This is a genomic window from Peribacillus sp. AS_2 (genome assembly GCF_026891895.1).
Classification (GTDB): domain Bacteria; phylum Bacillota; class Bacilli; order Bacillales; family DSM-1321; genus Peribacillus; species Peribacillus frigoritolerans.
On record NZ_JAPTGA010000009.1, the window covers coordinates 170,286 to 194,257 of the forward strand.

General features: G+C 39.5%; 22 protein-coding genes. 17 read left to right on the top strand and 5 right to left on the bottom strand.

Annotated elements, in window-relative coordinates:
* Positions 1-84 precede the first annotated feature (84 nt).
* Both abc-f and OTG27_RS17265 read left to right on the top strand, forming a co-directional pair.
* Positions 85-1,713 (top strand): ribosomal protection-like ABC-F family protein, encoded by a 1,629-nt coding sequence (gene abc-f / locus OTG27_RS17260; RefSeq protein ID WP_268937548.1) that lies wholly within the window; start codon positions 85-87, stop codon positions 1,711-1,713.
* Positions 1,714-2,232: 519 nt separating this feature from the next.
* Positions 2,233-2,820: a cupin domain-containing protein gene (locus OTG27_RS17265; protein WP_268937549.1), complete on the top strand. Its 588-nt coding sequence runs from the start codon at positions 2,233-2,235 to the stop codon at positions 2,818-2,820.
* 636 nt (positions 2,821-3,456) lie between these two features.
* Here the strand turns inward: OTG27_RS17265 and OTG27_RS17270 are convergent.
* The gene (locus tag OTG27_RS17270) at positions 3,457-3,804 is read right to left on the bottom strand and encodes a potassium channel family protein (protein ID WP_268937550.1); all 348 of its coding nucleotides are present in this window, start codon (positions 3,802-3,804) and stop codon (positions 3,457-3,459) included.
* A 202-nt stretch (positions 3,805-4,006) separates the two neighbouring features.
* Between OTG27_RS17270 and OTG27_RS17275 the strand changes: the two genes are divergently transcribed.
* On the top strand, positions 4,007-4,426 hold the full coding sequence (locus tag OTG27_RS17275) for a VOC family protein (protein WP_098866559.1): 420 nt from the start codon (positions 4,007-4,009) through the stop codon (positions 4,424-4,426).
* A 214-nt stretch (positions 4,427-4,640) separates the two neighbouring features.
* Here the strand turns inward: OTG27_RS17275 and OTG27_RS17280 are convergent, their stop codons facing one another.
* Entirely contained in the window at positions 4,641-4,913 is a 273-nt protein-coding gene (locus OTG27_RS17280; protein ID WP_198426235.1) for a ribbon-helix-helix domain-containing protein, read from the bottom strand.
* A gap of 375 nt (positions 4,914-5,288) precedes the next feature.
* Here OTG27_RS17280 and OTG27_RS17285 point away from each other — a divergent pair, with 375 nt between their 5' ends.
* From OTG27_RS17285 to OTG27_RS17310, 6 genes are all read left to right on the top strand, one after another.
* Positions 5,289-6,617, top strand: coding sequence for a PTS sugar transporter subunit IIC (locus tag OTG27_RS17285; protein WP_268937551.1), 1,329 nt, complete (start codon positions 5,289-5,291; stop codon positions 6,615-6,617).
* Positions 6,610-6,906 carry a hypothetical protein gene (locus OTG27_RS17290; RefSeq protein ID WP_057276149.1) on the top strand — a complete coding sequence of 99 codons (297 nt, stop codon included), beginning with the start codon at positions 6,610-6,612 and terminating at the stop codon, positions 6,904-6,906. Before OTG27_RS17285 ends, OTG27_RS17290 begins: the two co-directional genes overlap by 8 nt.
* Complete coding sequence (locus OTG27_RS17295; RefSeq protein WP_268937552.1) at positions 6,903-7,985, top strand: DUF871 domain-containing protein; 1,083 nt, start codon at positions 6,903-6,905, stop codon at positions 7,983-7,985. Before OTG27_RS17290 ends, OTG27_RS17295 begins: the two co-directional genes overlap by 4 nt.
* 29 nt (positions 7,986-8,014) lie before the next feature.
* Positions 8,015-8,320, top strand: a complete 306-nt coding sequence (locus OTG27_RS17300) for a PTS sugar transporter subunit IIB (RefSeq protein ID WP_048685915.1) — start codon at positions 8,015-8,017, stop codon at positions 8,318-8,320.
* A gap of 24 nt (positions 8,321-8,344) precedes the next feature.
* Positions 8,345-8,671 carry a PTS sugar transporter subunit IIA gene (locus OTG27_RS17305; RefSeq protein WP_063576673.1) on the top strand — a complete coding sequence of 109 codons (327 nt, stop codon included), beginning with the start codon at positions 8,345-8,347 and terminating at the stop codon, positions 8,669-8,671.
* 271 nt (positions 8,672-8,942) lie between these two features.
* Positions 8,943-9,845, top strand: a complete 903-nt coding sequence (locus OTG27_RS17310) for an aldo/keto reductase (RefSeq protein WP_268937553.1) — start codon at positions 8,943-8,945, stop codon at positions 9,843-9,845.
* Positions 9,846-10,346: 501 nt separating this feature from the next.
* Here the strand turns inward: OTG27_RS17310 and ftsZ are convergent.
* On the bottom strand, positions 10,347-11,369 hold the full coding sequence (gene ftsZ, locus OTG27_RS17315; protein WP_268937554.1) for a cell division protein FtsZ: 1,023 nt from the start codon (positions 11,367-11,369) through the stop codon (positions 10,347-10,349).
* A gap of 817 nt (positions 11,370-12,186) precedes the next feature.
* Here ftsZ and OTG27_RS17320 point away from each other — a divergent pair.
* The 6 genes from OTG27_RS17320 (at position 12,187) to OTG27_RS17345 (ending at position 18,850) form a co-directional block, all read left to right on the top strand.
* The gene (locus tag OTG27_RS17320; RefSeq protein ID WP_268937555.1) at positions 12,187-12,786 is read left to right on the top strand and encodes a nucleotidyltransferase family protein; all 600 of its coding nucleotides are present in this window, start codon (positions 12,187-12,189) and stop codon (positions 12,784-12,786) included.
* Positions 12,787-12,921: 135 nt separating this feature from the next.
* Positions 12,922-15,081 (top strand): xanthine dehydrogenase family protein molybdopterin-binding subunit, encoded by a 2,160-nt coding sequence (locus tag OTG27_RS17325; protein ID WP_268937556.1) that lies wholly within the window; start codon positions 12,922-12,924, stop codon positions 15,079-15,081.
* On the top strand, positions 15,078-15,542 hold the full coding sequence (locus OTG27_RS17330) for a (2Fe-2S)-binding protein (RefSeq protein ID WP_063576666.1): 465 nt from the start codon (positions 15,078-15,080) through the stop codon (positions 15,540-15,542). The genes OTG27_RS17325 and OTG27_RS17330 overlap by 4 nt, the downstream gene beginning before the upstream one ends.
* A complete protein-coding gene (locus OTG27_RS17335; protein ID WP_268937557.1) occupies positions 15,539-16,405 on the top strand; it encodes an FAD binding domain-containing protein in 867 nt (288 codons plus the stop codon). Before OTG27_RS17330 ends, OTG27_RS17335 begins: the two co-directional genes overlap by 4 nt.
* 26 nt (positions 16,406-16,431) lie before the next feature.
* The gene (locus OTG27_RS17340) at positions 16,432-17,226 is read left to right on the top strand and encodes an XdhC family protein (RefSeq protein ID WP_268937558.1); all 795 of its coding nucleotides are present in this window, start codon (positions 16,432-16,434) and stop codon (positions 17,224-17,226) included.
* A gap of 514 nt (positions 17,227-17,740) precedes the next feature.
* Positions 17,741-18,850 (top strand): DNA alkylation repair protein, encoded by a 1,110-nt coding sequence (locus OTG27_RS17345; RefSeq protein WP_268937559.1) that lies wholly within the window; start codon positions 17,741-17,743, stop codon positions 18,848-18,850.
* Positions 18,851-18,998: 148 nt separating this feature from the next.
* On the opposite strand, the gene OTG27_RS17350 is transcribed toward OTG27_RS17345, so the two are convergent.
* Both OTG27_RS17350 and OTG27_RS17355 read right to left on the bottom strand, forming a co-directional pair.
* Positions 18,999-19,553 carry an HPP family protein gene (locus OTG27_RS17350; RefSeq protein ID WP_268937560.1) on the bottom strand — a complete coding sequence of 185 codons (555 nt, stop codon included), beginning with the start codon at positions 19,551-19,553 and terminating at the stop codon, positions 18,999-19,001.
* Between the two features lie 288 nt (positions 19,554-19,841).
* Entirely contained in the window at positions 19,842-20,426 is a 585-nt protein-coding gene (locus OTG27_RS17355) for a CGNR zinc finger domain-containing protein (RefSeq protein WP_268937561.1), read from the bottom strand.
* Positions 20,427-20,741: 315 nt separating this feature from the next.
* On the opposite strand from OTG27_RS17355, the gene treP reads away from it, so the two are divergent.
* Both treP and treC read left to right on the top strand, forming a co-directional pair.
* Positions 20,742-22,193, top strand: coding sequence for a PTS system trehalose-specific EIIBC component (gene treP, locus OTG27_RS17360; RefSeq protein WP_268937562.1), 1,452 nt, complete (start codon positions 20,742-20,744; stop codon positions 22,191-22,193).
* 81 nt (positions 22,194-22,274) lie between these two features.
* Positions 22,275-23,945: an alpha,alpha-phosphotrehalase gene (gene treC, locus OTG27_RS17365; RefSeq protein WP_307730109.1), complete on the top strand. Its 1,671-nt coding sequence runs from the start codon at positions 22,275-22,277 to the stop codon at positions 23,943-23,945.
* Positions 23,946-23,972 lie beyond the last annotated feature (27 nt).

Genomic DNA, 23,972 nt, shown 5'->3' on the forward strand with positions numbered 1-23,972 from the left:
CAATCAGATGAGGTATATTTGGTTTATGTATATTAATTTAGTAACAGGCGAACTCTCTCTAGAAAAATGGAGGGGGATTTTTTTATGTTATTTTTAAAAGCGAATGATTTAAAGAAAAGTTACGGAAGCCGTGAAGTTCTATCTGTTGATACACTTCATCCTTACTGTCATGACCGTGTTGGTTTGGTTGGCAGGAATGGAGAAGGTAAAACGACCCTGCTTTCCATACTAGCGGGAGTGAGGGAACCCGATTCCGGTCATATCGAGAGCTATGGAACAGTCAGCTATATCCCGCAGATGGAAGAAACTGAACAAGAAATAAGCGGGGCATTAACGAGTATATGGAAACTGCCCGATGAGAATCAAGAAATCATAAGCGGCGGTGAACGAACCCGAAGAAAAATCGCCGCAGCCCTTTCTTCCGGTGCGGATGTATTGATCGCGGATGAACCTACCAGCCATTTGGATATATTCGGAATTGAACAATTGGAAAAAGATTTAAAATCTTTTAATGGCGCTATTTTGCTTACTTCACATGATAAAGCATTCTTGAATCATCTATGTACAACAATATGGGAAGTTGAGCAAGGCAAGGTAACGGTATATGAAGGGAATTACGAAGCGTATATAGAACAAAAGCAGGTAAAAACAGAAAAGGAAAATAAGCAATATGAAGAGTATACCCGCGAAAAGAACCGGTTGAAACAGGCTGCACAAAACCTCCAAGCCAAATCCGATTCAATTAGGAAAGCCCCTAAACGAATGGGTAATTCAGAAGCAAGGCTGCATAAACGGAGCTCCGGGAAACAGAAGGCGAAATTGAACCGTTCTGCTGAAGCGATCGAAACTCGAATCGAAAAATTAGCAAAAAGAGAAAAACCGAGGGAAGATCCCCCCATCATCTTTGATATTTCAGAATTTCCATCTTTGCATAGCAAAAGGGTCATTCGATTTAATGGCTGTTCCCTGAAAGTCGGGTCACGGGTGCTGAAACAACATATTTTCGGAGATGTCCCCCTAGCTTGCAGACTCGCCATCAGTGGTCAAAATGGTTCAGGAAAAACGACATTATTGAAAAAGATAGTTGAAAGGCACCCAGATTTATATGTCGCGATGCCAGCAAAGATTGGATTTTTTGCCCAACAACAAGAAAATTTAAATGAAAGTAAAACGGTTCTCGAAAATATATTGGAGAACAGTCCCTACAAACAAGCCTTTATTCGTACACTTTTATCACGATTAGCTTTTAAAGGAAATGACGTTCACAAACAAGTATCACTTTTAAGCGGTGGGGAAAAAGTCAGGGCTTCCCTAGCAAAAGTTTTTTTGGGAAACTATAATGTACTGGTTTTGGATGAACCTACAAATTACCTGGATATTCATACTAAAGAGGCTTTAACAGAAGTGTTAAAAGCATATCCAGGAACGATCGTTTTTGTGACTCATGATCGTTCATTGATCGAATCTCTTGCAACACATTCACTTTCATTTGAAAAAGAACCTCCGAGAGTATGTGCTATAAATAAGGAATCAACAAAATCAGCCACTCGCAAGGATGGCCTTGAAGATAAACAGGCTGAGCTTCTTATGATTGAAGTGCAAATCATCGAGACACTTGGTAAACTGTCCAGTGTTATGAAGGAAGAAGAAAAAGCGGAATTGGATAGGGAATACCTCCAACTCTTGAACAAGAAAAAAGAGCTTGAAGAATAAGTGCAATCCATAAAAGGCCCTTCTCAATCGAGAGGGCCATTATGATTTAGGTTATTTTACATTTATTAAAAGACCAATATAAAGGATTAAAGTAAATTCATCCTGATTGGAGATCAAAAGAATATTTGATCATTAAATGGCTATGGGGAGCTAAGATTAAGGCAGCCATCGTTACTGTTGAAAACAAAAATGACTCCAGGCAAAAGTGTTCTATCTAAAAGGTAAGACAAAGTTGATTGGAGCGGGTGTTCGAGACTCCTGCTTAGAAAGCGCGTCTAGGGGAGACCCCGCAGGCGAAAGCCGAGGAGGCTCCCCGACCGCCCGCGGAAAGCGAGTGCCCTACGTTCCAATCAACGTCCAAATTGTACAAGGCATAAAAATAGACAAACTCGATTTTCATCGAGTTTGTCTACAGTCTGAAGCCCCTTACTCATATAAGTAGGGGCTTTTTTATGTTTCAAGTACATTCACTTAACAAGTGCATATGATAATTTTAAAAACTGTGAAGGGTTGAGAAAAATGTACTATGCTCCTTATATCCATCCACATCCCTATCAATATCAAAATTCTTATTATGTTAATGAACCAATGTATAACCATTTAAGAAATCCTGATTATTGGAGTGTAAATAATGTTAATCATTTGGGCTATTTACAATCATCAAATGGAAGAAATAATTTTGAGGTAAAAGATTATGGACGTAAGCCATTTGTATTGAATATCAATGAGGGTACGAAACAAAACACAACCTACCGTACCGCCTTATGGACAGGAAAACATTTGCAAGTTACATTGATGAGTCTTAAAGTTGGTGAAGATATTGGTTTAGAAATTCACCCAAACGTTGACCAATTTTTACGTATTGAACAAGGTCAAGGGGTTGTTCAAATGGGCAATAGAAAGGATAATTTAAACTTTGTAAGAAACGTCTATGATGATTATGCAATAATGATACCCGCTGGCACATGGCATAATGTAGTTAATACAGGTAATATTCCTCTAAAGCTTTACTCGATATATGCTCCTCCTAATCATCCATTTGGTACTGTTCATGTTACCAAAGCAGATGCAGTGACTGCAGAAGAAATGCAACGATTATGGCAATAGACCGTATATGCTCCAGAAAGTAAATGTATATATAGAGCAAAAGTATGCAGATAGGGTTTTGACAGATTGGCTGACCCTTTTTATTTTGTAAGGTGAACAATATCTCCAAGGTTCCTCCATCTTTCAAAGCCCACCCTTAGAGAGGGTCTTTTTTTTAAAATGATCAATACAAAAGAATAACGTGGATACCCTACACCTATTTTTACTGCGAAACATTGAAAAGTCCCTACTTGCTTTGAGTGGGGACATTTTTTAATTCCATAAAGATAATGTAGATCAACAGCTCAAGAACTTTTAAAATTTAGGGGCAAAGGCTGATATTTGAGCTACCCGCCATTTTTAATTTTTAGCAATTCAATATAGTCTCTTGGAAAATTAATATTGAATTCTTTTTGATTGTTTCCTAGTACTTTACTTATGAAGAAAATAATTATTTTTAATAAAATATATATTGTACGAATGCCGTCTCACTAACATCCTATGTTAATGAAAGTTCGACGGTCTCCAATATAAAGGGAGATTTGTGCTCCTACATAAACAACTGTTATTCAGCAGAGAACCTGTACTTGTTGTAGTGAAGGGTGATTGTATTACGATAAAAAAGGAATGCCAATTATTATAAGCATTCCTTTGCATTCAGATTTTGTTGCTGTTGCTCCCGTTTTCCGGTTTCTTTATGATTGCGTATGCTAGGTATCCTATTAAGCCCATAAATAATCCGGTGCCGCCTACAATATAAATCATTGTTAACACTTTTCCTAATGTTGTCTGCGGTTCAAAACTGGGATGCCCAACCGTGCTAAGAGTAACAACACAGAAGTAAAGGGATTCAATCACAGTCAGACCATCCTGCTTAACATAGAAAATCGTGCCGGAAAATAGCATAACGAGGACCAAGACGAAAAGAACCTGGAAGTTCTTCAATTTAAAAGCGGACCAGAGTGCTTTTAGAAAACGTTTCAAGGTGAGGATAAATGAAATCATTGGTAATCGCTTTTCCTTTCGGATCATTACATTTTAAGTAAAGTGAATGAGTAAATCCTGATATTCGAGCTTGATCAGTTAATCATTCTACTATACATGAATTCAGTTTATATTCACAAAAAAACCTGTTTATTTTGATCTGGCTTGAACTAGAAGCGTTGGTAAACAATAGAAGGAGAAACTAAGAAGAAGGGGGACAACCATGAAGTCACGTATTACTGTCATTACATTAGGTGTGGATGATTTGGAAAAATCGCTGGAATTCTATCGGGATGGCCTGGGATTTCAGACAGAAGGAATAGTGGGCAAAGAATTTGAGCATGGAGCCGTTGCCTTTTTCGACCTGCAAGGTTGCTTAAAGCTTGCCATATGGAATCGAAGGGATATAGCTCATGAAGCCAAGGTTCCTTTGTCTCCGGCAAGCCCTACTGAATTTACCCTTGGTCACAATGTAGGCAGTAAAGAGGAAGTGGATATTGTGTTGGAAAAAGCAAAAAGGGCTGGAGCGATCATAACCGATCCGGCACATGACACCTTCTGGGGAGGATACTCTGCACACTTTCAAGACCCTGATGGACACCTTTGGGAAGTCGTTTGGAATCCGCAGTGGGATGGTGAATAGAATCATGATTAGAGATCAATTCTAGTTTTATTCATTCCATGAAGATCAAAGTCTAGGGGAGACCGCGCAGGTTTAAAGGCGCCGAGGGTTGTCCGCCCGCGAAAAGCGAGTGCCTGGAGTGAAAATCCAACGTTCAAATTATAAAAACCATAAAAAACTGTAGGCAAAATCGATTTTCATCAAGTTTGCCTACAGTATGAAACAAGTACTTTACCTAAGGGTTATGTGCTTGTTTTTTATTTATGAACTCTCTGCTTTTTGCAATCAATTCATTATTCTTTTCAATCGCTTCGTTATTACTGTATTTCACCTGATTAACGGTATCATTATCTTCCATGTATTCAAGCAGCAAGTCTACCGCTTTATCCATCAGTCTTTCGATGGGGATACCTCTTTCTTCAGCCAAATTAGCGAGTCTATTATTCAAGTACGGATTGAGGGTAATGTTTATTGGTTTTCTCGTTTCAGAATTGATAGGCCGTTCCACCTTCAGTCTTTTAATCTATCATATACCTTTAATTGAGGGTTAACAAATATAGTGTAGGGAAATGTATGTAGGCTTTGGTTCATCTTTGCACTCAATTCTGGAAGTGAAAAGTGATTTCAAAAAAGAAAGCAGGAAATTGGCAGTGATCAATTTTCCAGTTTTCTTTTTTTGTGCACTTGGGGAGTCACGAGAAGGGTTTGCGCCACTTTTATCAACAGCGGATTTATAACTGCACTATGTATTCTTGGATTTCAAAGTTTATAACATAAACCATATTTTTAATAAAAATATTGACATAATGAATATAACGTTATAATGTTTATTTATTGTAATTGTGTGTTTTTTCAGACTTTTAATCAAAAGGGGGAAAAGTTATTGAATAATTTTATGGGGATACTCGAAATGAAAGTGCTTCCAGTCGCAAACAAAATTGGTTCACAAAGACATCTGCTGGCAATCAGGCACGGTGTTCTGGCAACACTTCCACTGACGATTATTGGATCATTCTTTGTTATTTTGTTAAATTTTCCAATCAATGGGTATGACGAATGGATTGCACCTTATCGTGCCGCTTTGGATGTTCCGTTTCGGTTTACGGTCGGAGCAATGGCTTTATATGCAGCTTTTGGGGTGGGGTCAGCGCTTGCAGGACATTATAAATTAGATCAGCTCAGTGCAGGCCTTCTATCAGTCTTAGCTTTTCTGATTACATGTGTTGTGCCTACACAAGTCATGGAATCCGTTCCAGGAGTAATAGAAGCCGGTCGCTGGTTACCTATCAGCTCTTTAAGCGCAGCATCTTTATTCGGGGCAATAGTAACATCCTTGATTTCCGTTGAGATTTTTCATTTTTTGATTAAACGCGATATAAAAATCAAATTACCGGAAAGCGTTCCGCCAATGGTTTCGAATTCCTTTGCAGCCCTGATTCCAACATTGGTCGTGGTCCTTCTTTTCTGGGGCATTCGATATGGTTTGGGCTTTGACATTAACTCGATCATCACTACTTTGGTGTCACCTCTCAAAAATTTATTGGTTGGCAATAGTTTAATAGGAGGTTTGCTTACAGTCTTTCTCATCGTTTTCTTTTGGTCTCTTGGTATTCATGGACCGGCAATATTGGGTCCGATCATACGGCCGATGTGGGATTCGGCGATTCTCGAGAATATGGATACATTTGCAAGAACGGGTAATGCGGCGAATTTGCCCAACCTATTTACCGAACAATTCATTCAATGGTTCGTCTGGATTGGCGGGGCGGGATCGACATTATCACTTGTTGTACTATTCCTATTTTCAAAATCGAAGTATTTGAAAGAGCTGGGTAAGCTGTCCTTTGTTCCAGGGATTTTTAATATTAACGAACCTATTATTTTTGGAGCGCCGATTGTCATGAACCCCATTTTAATGGTTCCATTCATCGTTGCCCCCTTGGTAAATGTCATCGTTTCTTATACATTCTTTCAATTAGGGTTAATACCGATGATAATGGCTAAACTGCCGTTCACGGTCTTTAGTCCAATTGCCGCTGTCATCAGTACAAATTGGACAATCATGGCCGGGGTTCTCGTTTTATTGAATTTTGTCATCTCATTAATGATCTATTTTCCATTTTTCAAGATGTTCGAGAAGCAGCATCTACGTGATGAAAATAAAATAGAAGCTGGACCGGAAGAAAAGAAAGCGGGCATTAAATATGCCTGAAATAATATTCGCAATTCTATCATTTGTCGGGGCGCAAATCATTTTTTCCCGTACCCGGCTAGGTGAAAGTTTAACACCATGGAAATCGGTTGGCCTGTCTATTTTAATCATTAGCTTTTCAATCTTTCTATTTACCGCAATGGGATCGACTTATTATTTGATTGTCATTGTACCAACGATTATTTGTTCTGTAATGGTATCCTCCCGCTACCGTGACTATTTAATGGGATTACAAACTAAGCGGGCTCAATGGAAAGAAAGTAGAAAAGGAGTGAATGATAGCTTATGAGAAGATTAGGTATTTCAATTTATCCGGAACACTCTACACCGGATAAAGACAAGCAATATATTAAACTTGCCCATAGTTATGGTTTTGAACGAATATTCACGTGTTTATTATCGGTTTCAAAACCATATGAAATTGTCATGGAAGAATATAAAAATATTATTTCTTATGCGAAAGCGCTACATATGGAAGTCATACTTGATGTTGCTCCAGCTGTTTTCGATAAGTTTGATATTAGCTATGACGATTTAAGTTTTTTCGCAGAAATGGGAGCTGACGGCGTTCGTCTGGATCTTGGATTCGATGGCTTGAAAGAAGCTAAAATGACCTATAATCCTTATGGATTGAAAATCGAATTGAATATGAGTAATGATGTTGATTATTTATCGAACATTCTGACGCATCAGGGCAATAAAAATCAAATCATTGGCTGTCATAATTTCTTTCCCCAAAAATTCACAGGTCTTCCTTACGACTTCTTCATCGCCTGCAGTAAACGGTTTAAAGAACATGGCATTCGTACAGCTGCATTCGTTACTTCACAGACCGGTGATATAGGTCCTTGGAGTATAAATGATGGATTATGCACATTAGAACAGCACCGTGAACTTTCAATTGATGTACAAGCCAAGCATCTATGGGCAACAGGTTTAATTGATGATGTCATCATTGGGAATGCTTACGCTAATGAAGAGGAACTAAGAATGCTGGGGGCCTTACAGCGTGACATGATCGAGTTGAAAGTGGAACTCCATTCGGATGCGTCACCAATTGAGCAAAAAGTTGTACTGGATGAATTACACCTTCGCCGTGGTGATATCAGCGAGTATATGGTCCGTTCAGTGGAGGTCCGAAAAAAATATGCGAATGAAGATTTTGCAGTCCGGGAAAGTATCCCACAGCGCAAAGGGGCCGTTTTCATCGGCAATGATTCTTTTGGTAAATACAAAGGCGAACTTCAAGTCATCTTAAGGGATATGCCATTGGATGAACGTAAAAATGCAGTCGCCCATGTTGTAAAAGAGGAACTTTTTTTACTGGATTATATTAAACCATGGGGCACATTTAGATTGATTAAATAACCTAACCTAATTTATAAGGAGGAATAATGATGAATATTTTATTATGCTGTTCTGCAGGTATGTCCACTAGTCTTTTGGTTAATAAGATGGAGAAAGCGGCGGTGGAAGAAGGATTGAGCGTGAAAATCCAGGCTGTTGCCACTATGGAAGTAAGAAACCATATAAATGAGGTGGATGTTATTCTTTTAGGCCCTCAAGTTCGGTATCAACTTAATGATATAAAGAAAATAGGGGATGAAAAAGGAATACCTGTAGATACGATAAATCCAATGCATTATGGAACTTGTAATGGCAAGGAAGTATTGCGTACGGCCCTCCAATTAATTTCAAAATAACATACTATCAAAAGGAGTGGTAAAATGACGAAAACAAAAGAGGATCTATCAGAATTATCATTTCAATTAATTCTCCATAGCGGGAATGCCCGCAGTTGTGCAATGGAGGCCATTGCCTTGCAAAAACAAGGTAAATCAAGTGATGCCCAGGATAAATTAAAGGAAGCGGAACATGAGTTTGTTGCTGCACATAAAATCCAAACCGCATTGATTCAACAAGAGGTGAATGGTGAGAAATTCGATATTCCAATGCTCTTGATCCATGCTCAAGATCACTTGATGACTTCCATGACAACAAAAGATTTAGCGATAGAAATCGTGGAATTACACAAGAAAACACAAAAGAACTAACAATATTCAGAGGTTGCTGCGGCAGCCTTTTTCTTATGTTCATAACGTGTGAACTTCAACGAGAAGGCGGAGATATCCTCCTTCATGAACCTAAGTTAAACGAATATGGCAGATAAGGGTCACTCAAGATTAGGATTCTCCGAAAATTTAAATTATACTAGGTTCATGACAGTAGCAATAGATGCTGTCACTGATTAACGAAGGGCAGTCATGAAAGAAAAACAAACGACTAATTAGCAAGCGCAATCATGTTATAAAAGGGGAGAAAAACATGCAAAGAGTCAATCTAAATGAAGATCTTAGTCTTTCACGCATTGTACACGGAATGTGGAGATTGGCAGATTGGAGATTTTCTGCCGAGGATATCCTATCTCTTATTGAACACGGAATGGATCGGGGCGTCACTACATATGATCACGCCGATATATATGGAAGCTATACGTGTGAGGAGATTTTTGGGAACGCACTTTCATTAAAGCCTTCATTACGCGATAAAATGGAGATTGTTACGAAATGTGGCATCGTTCTTCAATCAGAAAACCGTCCTTCCCATAAAAGTCACCATTACGATACTAGTAAAACCCATATCATAAAGTCTGTTGAACAATCCCTTATGAATCTTAAAACGGATTATATTGATTTATTACTTATCCATCGTCCGGATCCCCTGATGGACCCGGCGGAAACGGCTGAGGCGTTTAATCAATTAAAGGAATCAGGAAAGGTCCGGAACTTTGGAGTATCGAACTTCAAAAAACCGCAATGGGATATGCTCCAATCATATCTAGACTATCCGCTTGTGACGAATCAGCTGGAGCTTTCGGCATACAATCTTGAAAACTTCGAAGACGGAACCTTGAACTTATGTCTGGAAAAGGGCGTTGCGCCTATGGCATGGTCACCGCTTGCAGGAGGCAGCATCTTTGAGGAATCGAACGAAAAGGCTGTCCGTTTAAGAAAAATGTTAGAAACCGTGAAAGAAGAAATCGGTGCCAATGGAATAGATGAAGTGATGTATGCCTGGCTGTTGAGGCATCCCGCAAAAATCATGCCAATCGTTGGGTCCGGTAAGAAAGAACGGTTGGACAGCGCCATCGATTCACTAAACTTAAGCATGGAAAAAGAGCAATGGTTTAACATATTTACTAGCTCGATGGGACATGATATTCCGTAATGAATTGTATCTTTGAACAAGAAACCTTGCCTTCATTAATGGGGACCTCCGTAAAGAGGTCCCCATTCTTAAATTTCAAACAAATCACTTTTCAAACCATGATTTTTGGTGAATTTTTTTAAGTGCTAATAAGATTTTGCCGTATAATAAAAATACTATTTCATTTTCGAGGTGAAACAACATGAAAATCGGGGTTATAGGCTCAAAGTATTTTTTTGAATCCATATCAATCCACTTTCCCATGTTTCCCAAACCATTCATTTCCGTTCAATATGATATGTGGAAGAAAGCAGTCCATTAATAGAAAATGCGGGAAAACAAACCGATCTATTACTGTCTTCAGTTTCCATACCTTTTTTATGGATATGAAAAGGTTAAAAGGAGCTTAATAGAAACTATTTATGTCCCATCTTCTGGACTTTCAGATAATTCTTGCTCCATACCTTCTATTTGACTTTCACTAACTGTGGTCTTGGTGAATTATAATAATCGTATTTTGCATCAAAACTCGTGTGACAGCCGTTTTTCCATTTCTGTTATTGAAGGGCGCGCAGGCATTTTCAATGATGGAACCTCCTGATCATTCAAGCCAGTAGCAATGATAATTACTATAATTTCATCTTTTAAGTTTTCATTAATAACAGAACCGAAAATCATATTTAACTCTGAATCTGCCTCGGAAGTAACAATATTTGCTGCTTCTTGTACTTCATATAGACTTATATTGGCGCCTGTGAGTTTCATTAGCACACCCTGGGCTCCGTCGATGGAAGTGTTAAGTAACGGACTGGAAATGGCTTTCTTTGCAGCTTCCGCAGAGCGATGTTTACCTGTTGCTCTGCCAATGCCTATTAAGGCAGACCCTTTATTGGACATGATTGTTTTCACGTCTGCAAAATCAATGTTGATTAAACCTGGTACAGCAATTAAATCTGATATACCTTGGATACTTTGGCGAATAACATTATCCGCTTCAAGAAATGCTTCAAGCATTGGTGTATTTTTATGTAAAATCTCCAATAAGCGATCGTTTGGAATGACAATTAATGTGTCCACTGCTTTCTTCATTAAGGAGATCCCTCCTGCTGCTTGTGTTGCACGCTTATTGCCCTCAAACGCAAACGGAAGTGTTACAACGCCAATGGTTAGTATGTCAAGCTCACGGGCAATTTGAGCAATGACAGGGGCAGCACCCGTTCCTATACCGCCGCCCATTCCGGCTGTAATGAGTACCATGTCTGTACCTTTTAATGCTTCTTGGATCTGCTCTTTGCTTTCTTTAACTGCTTTTTTACCTACCTCTGGATTTGCCCCTGATCCTAAACCTTTTGTCAATGTTGCACCGATTTGTATCTTGATCTCTGCTTTTGATAAATTAAGAGCTTGTGCATCTGTATTAACAGCTATAAATTCTACACCTTTAACTCCATGTTCGATCATACGGTTAACGGCGTTATTTCCTCCGCCGCCAATACCAATTACTTTAATGTTGACTGATGAGTTTAGACTTGTAACAAACTCCATTTATTGGACCTCCTAGTCATTGAAATTACCTTATTTCAAATTATTCAAATAAATAGCGGAAACAACACTCATTCTTTTATTAGAAATGTTTTGTCTTTCCTATATTTAGATTTAGTTAAAGAAAAAGGCATTGTCGTTAGCAGTCCCGTAAAGGAGACTTCTACCGACAATGCCTTTCATTGAACCCTTCCATTCTTTGCTAAAGGTTGGTGGGTTCGATATCCTAAAAAGGTAATCTTTGTTTTAATTCTAAGGTAATTCCACTTTTAAATCAATATATATACATTATTATAAACAAATACGTATTCATGAAGATGGCGATGCCCATCTCATTAGAATTATTTACAGTGTAACATAATAAGGTTAAAGATAATGATATCTTTAGGAGTTATAAAAGGTGAAACTAACTGAGTTAAATTACCGTGATGTATACCTTTAATTCATGAACAAGTAAAATAGATAAGCAAAGATGTACCACTGCATCTCATCTTTATTTTGTATATTTCCTACCTCTGCACTCTACACATATAGTATGTGGGAACATAGTTTATACCTTCAATGTTGTGAAAATTCAGGGGTGAAATGATTCTGATTCTTATTTTGAATAAACTAAAACAGACAGGAAAATATTTATCCTGTCTGTTTTTTTTGCCTCTTAAATAACTACGGTTAATCGTACCATAAGTAATATAATGAGGCTTTTACGCATATAAAGAAAAAACACTATGTTCTCTTAATAGTCCATACAGCAAATCCTGCCTCCGCTTGTGCTTTTATTGTGAGATTTAAGAAAAATGATAGGTAGAAGGTGATGAAAATGGAAGCGATTGTCCTAGCTGCTGGATATTCCAGCCGAGCGAATGCATTTAAAATGACTTTGCCGATGGGGCAAATGAGCGTGTTGGAGCAAACGATCTCTAAATTTGAAGGCTTATGCAGCAGGGTCATCGTCGTAGCTGGATTTCAAGCGGAAATCATACAAGAGGAAATTGTCAAAATCATCAGTGAAAATGCCTATTCATTTCAGATCAAGTTTGTTTATAATCAAGACTTTGACCAGGGAATGTTTCATTCCATTCAAAAGGGCTGCAACGAAGTGAATGCCCCAACCTTCTTTATAACACCCGGCGATTGTCCGCTTGTAAAAAAAGAGACTGTTCAGCTACTAGCAAAACACAAAGGAAACGTGGTTATTCCGAGCTTTGACTATAAAGGCGGCCATCCCATTAAATTATCAAGCGTAGTGAAACAGAAAATTCTCGAAACCAATCCAGAAAGTAATTTGCGTGTGGTCCTGGACGGTTACGAAAAGCAATACATGAATGTAGATGATGAGGGAGTATTAATGGATGTTGATACACCGGAGGATTATCAAAAAGCCATTGATTATGATAATGCTTTGAATTTCTCGAAATGAAAATAAAAATAAAAACTACGAAAATCTTGAATAGAAATGAATCATAAAAGATCATTCTCATTGATAAAATCATTGGAAGAGGTTTCTATTCAGAATATGTCCCATTAAAAAAATGAGTTGAAGGGTGTTGTTGCAATGAATCTCAAAGACATAAGCACCTCAGTGCCCAAAAAGGACCATAAAGGTAAAGTATCGGGCCAGTTGCCCTATATTAGTGACGTAAAAGTGGAAAATATGGTTTATGGTGTTTTGTATCGATCGCCAATTGCTTATGGAAAAATCATATCCATTCAATTACCTAATCTTCCGGAAGGGTATGAAGCTGTTGGAGCAGAGCATATCCCCGGACCGAATTATGTCAAAATTATCAAAGAAGATCAGCCCATTTTTGCCTATGAGTGGGTCAATTATATTGGTGAGCCAATTCTCATGCTCACGGGCAAAGACCTGGATATCCTGTACAGTTTGTTAAATGAAGTGAAGGTTGAATTTGAAGAACATCAGGCTATCTATACATTGGACGAAGCGATCAAGCAAAAATCAGCATCCTTAGTTTTGGCAAGCTATGAATTTGGGGAAAGCTTAGAAAACATTTCAGCTATCGAGCAGGGAGCCCATCAAATCATCGAAGAAGAATATGATACGGGTTATCAGGAGCATGTCTATCTTGAGCCGCAAGGAATGCTCGCCGTTTATAAGGAAGATGAAATTATCGTCCAGGGATCGATGCAATGTCTTTATTATATAAAAAATGCATTGCTAAGCGCATTAGCCTGTGGTGACGATGAAGTCAGGGTTGTTCAAAGTCCTACCGGCGGAGGTTTTGGCGGAAAAGAGGATTATCCTTCTATGATGGCTTGTCACGTAGCCGTTGCCGCAAGAGCAGTAAAAAAATCGGTAATGCTCGTGTTCGACCGTTCTGAGGATATGCTGGTAACGACGAAAAGGCATCCAGCCAAACTCAAATATCGGACAGCCCTTGATAAGGAAGGAAATATTTTAAGCATGTGTGTTGACCTCTTTCTCGATGGAGGGGCAAATGTTGGATTGAGCTCTGTCGTGCTGCAGCGCGCATTATTAAACAGTGCTGGTGTTTATAAAATTCCGCATTTTCATGCAAAAGGCTATGTCTTAAAAACCAATACCGTTCCGAACGGCGCCTTCAGAGGCTTTGGTGCTCCTCAAAGCTTTGCCGGAATCGAAAGTCATATTGGACATCTTAGTAAACTGGCAAAAATCGACCCGCTTGATTATAAACGAAAATACCTCGTCAAACAAGGAGATCCCACCATCACCAAAGGTAAATTCCGCGACCCGATATTAGTGGAAGATATGATTGAGGACGTACTCACCGTGTCAGAATACAATAAGAAAAAAGAAGACTTTCAGCGCTTAAATCAACAAAATCAGCGCTATAAAAAAGGGATAGGAACTTCGCTGTTCCTCCACGGCTGTGGATTTACTGGCAGTGGCGAAAGAGATCATATTAAAGCAAAGGTGAAACTGGTTAAATCAAAGGACGACCAGGTATCACTAAAAATCTCAAACTCTGATATGGGACAAGGTATTTTGACGACGTTGTGTAAAATTGTCGCCAAAGAACTTAACCTTCCGTTCGAAGATATTTTGTACCCTTACCCCGACACAAAAGAGGTTCCCGACTCGGGTCCGACCGTAGCTTCCAGGACGACGATGATTGTCGGAAAATTGCTTGAACGGGCCGCAAAAAAACTTAAGGATCAGTGGCAAACAGGGGTGGAACAGGAAGTGGTTGAGCATTATGTTCACCGTGAAATGATTCCTTGGGATGAAAAAACCTTCACTGGAGATGCGTACCCGGCTTATTCATGGGGCGTTAATATAGTTGAAGTAGAAGTTGATACGTTAACAGGTAATTTAAAGTTAGAAAAAGTATACGGCAATTATGAAGTTGGGAAGGTCATCGATGAACGGATTATGAAAGGCCAAATTGACGGTGGTTTGGCTCAAGGGCTAGCATACGGTTATCTGGAAAAGATGACGTCAAAACAAGGTAGAATCCAACAAAAAAGCATATCGGATTATGGACCGCCGACTTCCTTGGATATTGTTTCAATTGAAAGCAAGGTCTTTGATAACCCCTATGCTGATGGTCCATACGGGGCGAAGGGCGCAGGTGAATTGACTTTAATCGGAGGCGCTCCAGCAGTCCAAGCTGCGATTGAGGATGCCCTGCACACTTCTTTTCAGCAAATTCCGATTACACCGGAAGTCATTATTGAAAGTCTTTGGATGAAAGAAGGTGAAGAGGGTTGATTACATTCACACTAAATGGAAGAACGGTAGAAACTGACGCCCCTGCTACAGCAAGATTACTAGATTTATTAAGAGATGAGTTTGAGTTAATCGGAACAAAGGAAGGCTGTGGTGAAGGGGAGTGCGGAGCCTGCAGTGTTTTTGTGAATAACCTCCTGCAAAACAGCTGCCTTATTCCAATTGGCTCGATTGCTGGTGCCGATATTCAAACGATCGAAGGCATCATTGAAACGGAACAATTTAAAATTTTAGATGAAAGCTATTCCATAGCCGGGGGAGTGCAATGCGGCTATTGCATACCGGGAATGATTATGGCAAGTGCAGCTTTGTTATCTGAAAATCCTCATCCTTCAGAGGCTGAAATTCGTGAGGGCATCTCCGGAAATCTGTGCCGCTGTACGGGCTACAATATGATTGTTGATGCGATTAACCTAGCAGCTAAAAAAGGTGATGGCTTATGATAGAGAAAATAACAGCGTATCGCTTCGAGTGTTTAGACGAAACTTTGAGCCAATTGAATAGAGAAGATTGTGCAATCATAGCCGGAGGCACCGATGTTATGGTCCTTCACAAAAGTAGAAGGGGAGTACCTCCAAAAATCCCTAAACCGATTGTTTTCATTAATCATCTTTCCGAATTAAAGCAGGTGTATCAACATCACAAGGATCTCCACATCGGGGCCTGCTGTACCTATAGTGAATTACTTGAAAATCCGTTGATTCCTTTTGCTTTAAAGAATGCAATTAAAACAATTGCTGCCCCGGCAATTAGAAACCGGGGAACATTAGGCGGTAATATATGCAACGCCTCTCCAGCCGGTGACATGCTTCCTTTGTTATATGTATACAATGCAAAGCTTCTGTTGCGCTCCGTAAATGGTGATCGCATGGTCGCGATTAGCGATTTCATTCAAGGTCCACGACAGGTTCAACGCTTTCACAATGAAATGGTAACGGAGATTATTCTGCCGTTTGTATTAGGAGATTCACATGTCGTTTTCGAGAAAGTAGGCAACCGCAACGCAGATGCCATTGCCAAAGTATCGTTTGCGGGTTTTGTCCGGATAAGCAAAGATCGAATCGATGACATTCGATTTGCCTTCGGGGCGGTCGGACCTACGATGGTTCGTTCCATTGATATTGAGAGAAAGCTGGTTGGAAAAACGATACCATTAGCCGATGCAGACATCGCTGAAATTGTGGCAGCCTTCGATAAGATCATTAGACCAATCGACGATCAACGCTCCACTGCGGCATACAGAAAAACCGTCGCGTTACATCTTTTACGTTATTTTCTTAGCATGAAGCAATATCAACCGAATTAATGTTTAAAGATAGGGGGGAGCTTTTCATGCAGCTGATGGAAAAAGTGGCCATGCTGACGCGTCAAAACGAAACCTTTGCTTTAGCCATGATTATTGAATCAAAGGGCTCGACTCCCAGGCATGTTGGAAAAATGATTGTCTACCGGGATGGTACCATTGAAGGGACTGTCGGAGGGGGCTTGGCTGAACACTATGTGATTGAAGATAGTGTAAAGGCGATCCAAAATGGACAATCGAAAATCGTTGAATATAAATTGAATAAACATGCAAAAGACGGAATTCAGATGAATTGTGGCGGCACGTTACGGGTCTTTATTGAAGTCTATACAAGCAGGCCTGAACTCATTCTGGCTGGGGCCGGTCATTTAGGCCATGCGTTGGCAAAGCTTGCTGATTTCCTTGAATATCCTTATTGCATTGTCGATGATCGCGTTGGTTATTGTACAAAGGAACGCTTTCCGAATGCGGCAAACCTTTTTGTGAACGAGGATATTGGAAAGGCTTTGCTCGCAGCCAACCTAAGTGAAAAATCATATGTGGTAATTGTTACAAAAGATTGTGATGATATTGTATTAAAAACGGCACTGCAATTTCCGATTGCATATGTTGGGATGGTAGCCAGTAAACGCAAGGTCATAAGCATATTTGAAAAGTTAAAAAGTGAAGGGGTCACGCAAGAACAGTTGGAGCAGGTCCATTCTCCAATCGGTTTGGAAATTGACTCGGAAACATCAGAAGAAATTGCCATCAGTATTATCGGTCAAATCATCAAATTAAGCAAGGAAAGAAAGCCTGTAAAGGTGAAACAATTAAATAGATAAGAAAGGTCAGATAAAGCAAAAATCAAAATGTCCAATAGATAATGGGGTCAGTCCCCACTGTGTTAAAGTATTAACTCAGTGGGACTGACCCTTTTTCTTTGATAAAAGCTAGAAGCAGGCCCTTGCTCTTAGAGTGGGCTTTTTGTCGTTTTGATTCATTCATTAATATGCTAGAAATATTTTACTTTATATGTTACTACTATCATACTATACACAAAGGAAAAATCCTGGAGGGATTTTGTATGGGGATATTAGATGGACTTATGGGAAACGGGTTCTGGTGCAAAGATTACATCTATTGGAAAGAGGTTTATAGATTTCTATAGAATCAGCTATTATGCAGTCATTCCTAATAGTGATGAATGAACTTCACTTGATTTTGGACAGACTTGTTCTGTAAAGTAAACTTCCTTTTTTAATGATCGTATCGTGCATAACATAGTTTGAAATGATAGCTGATAGGCAGTGCAAGTATCCAAAAGCAAATTTAACCTGAAGAAAAGAAGTGAATGAAATGGCTGAGCCTTTAAAGGATTTATATAATGAAATGTTCATTCGTGAATTCGGTGAAAAAGTAAAGGGTGTCCATCCGTCCTTCTCTACTGAATCGTTTAAAGGGGAAGTAATTGATGAGCATTGGGACGAGAGGAAGTTAAAAGAACGAATAAGGCACATTTCCATTACTCTTGGAAAGCATCTTCCAAGAGATTATCAAGAGGCTTTGGATATTTTGTATCGGCTTGATAAGGATTGTGAGGGTTTTAGATATTTATTTTTCCCTGATTTTGTAGAGGTACATGGAATGAATAAGAAAGATTGGCCGTTATCGCTAGATGCGTTGGAGCGTTTTACAGCAAGGTCATCCTCCGAGTTTGCAATCCGTGCTTTTATCTTACTTGATCCCGTTTTAATGATCGAAAAGATGAAGGGATGGACCAATCATGATGATGAGCATGTCCGCAGGCTGGCTAGTGAGGGATGCAGGCCCAGGTTACCTTGGGGCCAATCTTTACCGATGTTCAAATCCGATCCGGCACCCGTCTTGGAATTACTTGAGAACCTGAAAAACGATCCGTCCCTATATGTTCGCAAAAGTGTGGCCAATAACTTGAATGATATTGCCAAAGATCATCCGAAAACTGTAATAGAAACAGCTAAGCGCTGGTATGAAAGCGGAGAACCCAACACGATTTGGATTATTCGACGGGGATGCAGGACCTTAGTTCGTCAAGCAGATCCAGAAGTCCTTTCTTTATTTGGATACACGGATATATTGAATAATCCGAATATCATTACAAACGCATTTATTAGAAATGAACCAGATTCGATTTTTATTGGGGAAACGAGTGAACTTCATTTCGGTTTTCAAGTTCAAGGAAAGAACACTGTGAAACTTCGCATCGAGTATGCCATCGATTTTGTGAAAGCAAATCAGAAAACTTCTCGTAAAATTTTCCTATTGGCAGATAGGGATTTCTCAGATGGTGAAGGAGTTGAAAGAGTGAGGATTCACAATTGGAAAAACCTGACGACACGTCGACATTACATGGGGATCCATCGAATATCACTCCTTGTGAACGGAGTGGAAGTTGCTGAAACGCAAGTCAAACTAAATGATGGATGATAAAGGTTATTGAAAAGCGAGGGAGAACTTAATTAACAGGAATACAGCAATTAAGGTTGACAAAAACGAGGAGTCTGAGCGTTCCTCGTTTATTATTTCATGATAGTGAAACATTGAAAAATTATGCTTCATCCACATTAAAAAGCAATCAAATCCAAAAGGTTGGATAGCTCCGATTGCTGCGCAAATTATTAATTAACAATGCCAGTAAAACGATTATCACGGCACCAGTTAAAACAGGAGTAAATAAATAACTCCAGCCATACTGGCCAAGCATGATTACAAGCGGGTCTGCTCCAGCTGGCGGGTGCGTCGTTTTTGTCAGCATCATCACCGCAATTGCTAATCCGACAGCCAAGCCGATTGCCCAAGGTTCATCGCCAAAAAAATGATAGGAAGCTAAACCTACGAATGTTGAAATAAAATGACCGCCTATAATATTACGCGGTTGTGACAATGGTGCATTCCACAGACCGAACGCCAGCACACAGCTGGCACCAAATGGAGCCATTAACCACACTGCTGATGTTATTTTTGTTAAAAGAATTAAGGCGAATATAGTTAAAAATCCCCCAATCAACCCCGTTATTGCGTCCTTTACATCTATTTGTAAAGGGCTTCTTCCTTTTCCCTTCATCTTCGATAAATAATGAATATGAAATAAGCGTTTTTCATTATGCCTCGCGGCTGAAATACGGTCCAAAGTGAACCCTCCTTTTTTATATAATTAGACTTTACATGAAATGGACTAACCCGTCAAAATAATTTTTAGTGGTTAGTTTAAAAATCCAAAAATAGCAAAAAAAGCCAACTCGGTGTGTTGACAAGAGGAGGTTCAGAATAGTTTCAACCCGAATCATTTTACTGTTTTATGAAATCCAAATGGATGTGAAGAAATTAACTGGAATCGTTTTATAATGAATAAACTGCAGGCAACAAGCTTACTTCAAAATTTGTTTACATTCTGACAAACTTAATAAGGTGTGTATCTTCATTCATCATCAGATTTCCGGTGTTGAAATCTGGCTACCTTTTTCCTATTCCCGCATATTTTCATTGAACACCATTTGCGTCTTCCGCTTTCATCGATAAATAACAGGACGCAATCATCATTCGAGCATCGCTTTAATGATGACAGCTTATTTTTTTCAATTAAAGTTAATGAGTCGAAGGCAATATAAGATTGCAGGATATTTTCCGCTTCTCCAACAGGTATGGGAACCAGTTTTTGATCACTTAATTTATATGTGAAAGGCGATTTTTCGATTTTTTTTTCCAAATAGGCGATTAACCCATCAGGAATCGAATTCCCATTTGCTATTAATTCAAATTGTTTTCTTAAAATAGTACGCATTTCTAGAATGCTTGCAAATACTCGTTGAATTCTCTCTTTAATTATTGGGGATAACTGATTATCCAAATATGAGTTATTCCCTTTTATTACAGTAAGCCAGTCCAGCATATCCCGTTCTGATAGTAATAAGTCTTGCCGTTGGCCACGACTGACCATTTCCGTATTCACTAAATCCAGTGAAAGATTACCTGATATAAGTGGAAATTTATTAGTTTCAGACATAAGTTCATCCCCATTTCCCTGCTAAATTCTAACCATTAAAATATAAATTGAGAGGTTATATCTTCATTATACCTTATTTCTGAATTTTTCAGCTACTCGTCTAAAATCACGGGATAATATGAATGCTATCAAAATCCATATGTGCAAGAACAGAATCGTAAATGAAAGTCCATGATAATCAATTCTTTTAAAGTGGGGGAAAAAGTTCTTGACATATCCTGTACGTACAGGATAATATGAAAGCGTATACAGAACCTATACGTACAGGTTATAAAAACAACAATATTTTGCTTTCTAGGGAAAGGAAGTAGTGAGATGGGTAAATACACAGAACCAGCAACGGATTTGCTCCAACATGTCGGAGGGAAAGAAAATATTGCGACGGTTACGCATTGTGCAACAAGAATGCGTTTTGCGCTGAAAGATCCCGCCAAGGCGGATGTAACGAATATCGAATCGATTAAGCTTGTGAAAGGAACATTTACACAAGCTGGCCAGTTCCAGGTCATAATCGGGAACGAAGTATCATCGTTTTATAATGAATTCGTTTCCATAGCTGGACTTCAGGAAGCGTCAAAAGAAGATGTGAAAAATGCAGCAAAACAGAATATGAGCTGGCTGCAGCGTATGATTGCACATCTTGCGGATATTTTCACCCCGCTGATTCCTGCCATAGTCGTTGGCGGCCTCATTCTTGGATTCCGCAATATCATCGGGGATATTAAAATGTTCGATGACAGTACAAAGACCCTTGTGGATATTTCACAATTTTGGGCAGGGGTGCACGCCTTCCTTTGGCTGATAGGTGAAGCTATTTTTCATTTTCTTCCTGTTGGGATTACATGGTCGATTTCGAAGAAAATGGGCACGACTCAGATTCTCGGCATCGTCCTTGGTTTGACCCTTGTTTCCCCACAGCTTCTTAATGCATATGCAGTGGCAAACACAAAGGCAAGTGATATACCTTTTTGGGATTTCGGCTTTGCCCATGTCGATATGATTGGCTACCAGGCACAAGTCATCCCAGCGATACTTGCAGGGTTCGTCTTGGCGTATTTAGAACGGTTCTTGAGAGATAAAGTGCACAATTCCATTTCCATGATCGTCGTTCCATTTTTTGCATTACTTCCAACTGTAATCATTGCCCATACCATTCTGGGGCCTATAGGCTGGAAAATCGGTTCTGTCATTTCTACGGTTGTATATTCCGGATTGACTTCATCAGTTGGCTGGCTATTTGCTGCCGTTTTCGGCTTTGCCTATGCACCGCTTGTCATCACAGGCCTGCATCACATGACAAACGCAATCGATCTTCAGCTTATGAGTGAACTTGGCGGTACGAACCTATGGCCGATGATCGCGTTATCCAATATTGCACAAGGTACGGCAGTGCTAGCAATGATTTACATCAACAGAAAGGACCAGGAGGAGAGACAGGTTTCCATACCTGCCACGATTTCTTGTTATCTCGGTGTAACCGAGCCAGCCATGTTCGGCATTAACTTGAAATACGGCTTTCCGTTCTTAGCCGGTATGATCGGTTCACTTTTTGCAGGCATCGTTTCAGTCGGGTCTGGAGTGATGGCAAACTCAATCGGTGTTGGAGGGATCCCAGGTATCCTATCCATCCAGCCGCAGCATATGGGAATGTTTGCACTTGCTATGCTGGTCGCATTCGTTGTGCCATTCATTTTGACTATAGCATTCTCCAAACGTCCTAATATGAACTTGAAAACTAGAACGAAAACAACGAAATTAAATGCTTGATAACGCGGAGGGAGAAGCATTCTCCCTCTTTTTTACGATACTTACGAAAGATACATCGGGGATTGAAGAGGAGGAATTACAATGAAGGATTTTAAAAAAAGTACCATCTATCAAATTTATCCGAAATCATTTAAGGATTCGAACGGTGACGGCATCGGGGACATAAATGGTGTTATTGAAAAACTTGATTATCTGAATAAACTGGGAGTGGATTATATTTGGCTCACCCCTTTTTATCGTTCACCGCAAAATGATAATGGATATGATGTAGCCGATTATACATCCATTGATCCTGTTTTTGGGACGATGGATGATTTCGAAAGATTGGTGAAAGAGGCGAATTCGCGGGATATCCAAATCATGTTGGATATGGTATTCAACCATACATCAACAGAGCATGAATGGTTCCAAAAAGCATTGGCTGGAGATAAAGAATATAAGGACTATTATATTTTCAAGAAATCGAAAGATGGAGAGCCCCCTACCAATTGGATTTCGAAATTCGGAGGTCCTGCATGGGAATATGTAGCGGAACATGATGAATACTACCTCCATTTGTTCGATCGAACACAAGCTGACCTTAATTGGGAAAATCCCAGAGTGAGGCAGGAGATCTTCAATGTTGTAAACTTCTGGCTGGATAAAGGTGTCAAAGGATTCCGTTTGGATGTCATCAATCTTATTTCGAAACCTGACATCTATGAAAATGACAAAGATGGAGATGGACGATGCTTTTATACAGACGGTCCCAAGATTCATCAATTTCTCAAAGAAATGAATGAAGAAACTTTCGGGAAGGATGAAGAGGTGCTGACAGTAGGGGAAATGTCATCGACGACCATTGACCATTGCATCAAATATTCAGCTCCTGTTGAAAAGGAGCTGTCCATGGTATTCAGTTTCCATCATTTAAAGGTGGATTATAAGAACGGGGAAAAGTGGTCACTTGCAGATTTTGACTTCAGGCAGTTAAAGGAAATCTTAAGCAGCTGGCAATATGGGATGCAAGAAGGAAATGGGTGGAATGCCCTGTTCTGGTGCAACCATGACCAGCCGAGGATTGTATCCAGGTTCGGGAATGATCAAGAGTATCATAACGAATCTGCCAAGATGCTGGCAACAGCCATTCATATGCTTAGGGGAACCCCTTATATTTATCAAGGGGAGGAAATAGGGATGACCAACCCGAAATTCAATGATATTGGACAATACCGGGACGTGGAATCGATTAATTATTACAATATTTTAAAAGAGGCAGGCAAGGATGAAAAGGAAATAATCGAAATCCTTCAAGCTAAATCCCGTGATAACTCGAGAACTCCCATGCAATGGGAAGATACGGAGCATGCAGGCTTTACAAAAGGGACTCCATGGATTGCGGTGCCTGATCATGCTAAAAACATCAACGCTGAACACGCACTGATGGATCAGGATTCCATTTTTCATCATTACCAAAAACTTATATTCTTACGCAAGAAACATGATATCATTGCATATGGGGACTATCAGGAAATTCTTGGCGACCATGACGCTTTGTTCGCTTATATACGCAGTTATGAAAACGAGAAACTTTTGGTCATCAATAACTTTTATGCAAAAGAAGCGTCCTTCGAAATACCAAATGATATCGACCTATCCGGGTACAACTCAGAGCTCCTGCTCTCAAACTATATCGATTCGAAAGAACTTGCAGGTGATTTTATCCTCCGTCCCTATGAATCGGTTGTCTATTTGTTGAAAAAGGACGAGTAGCAGACTAAGAAAAATATATTGTGGTGA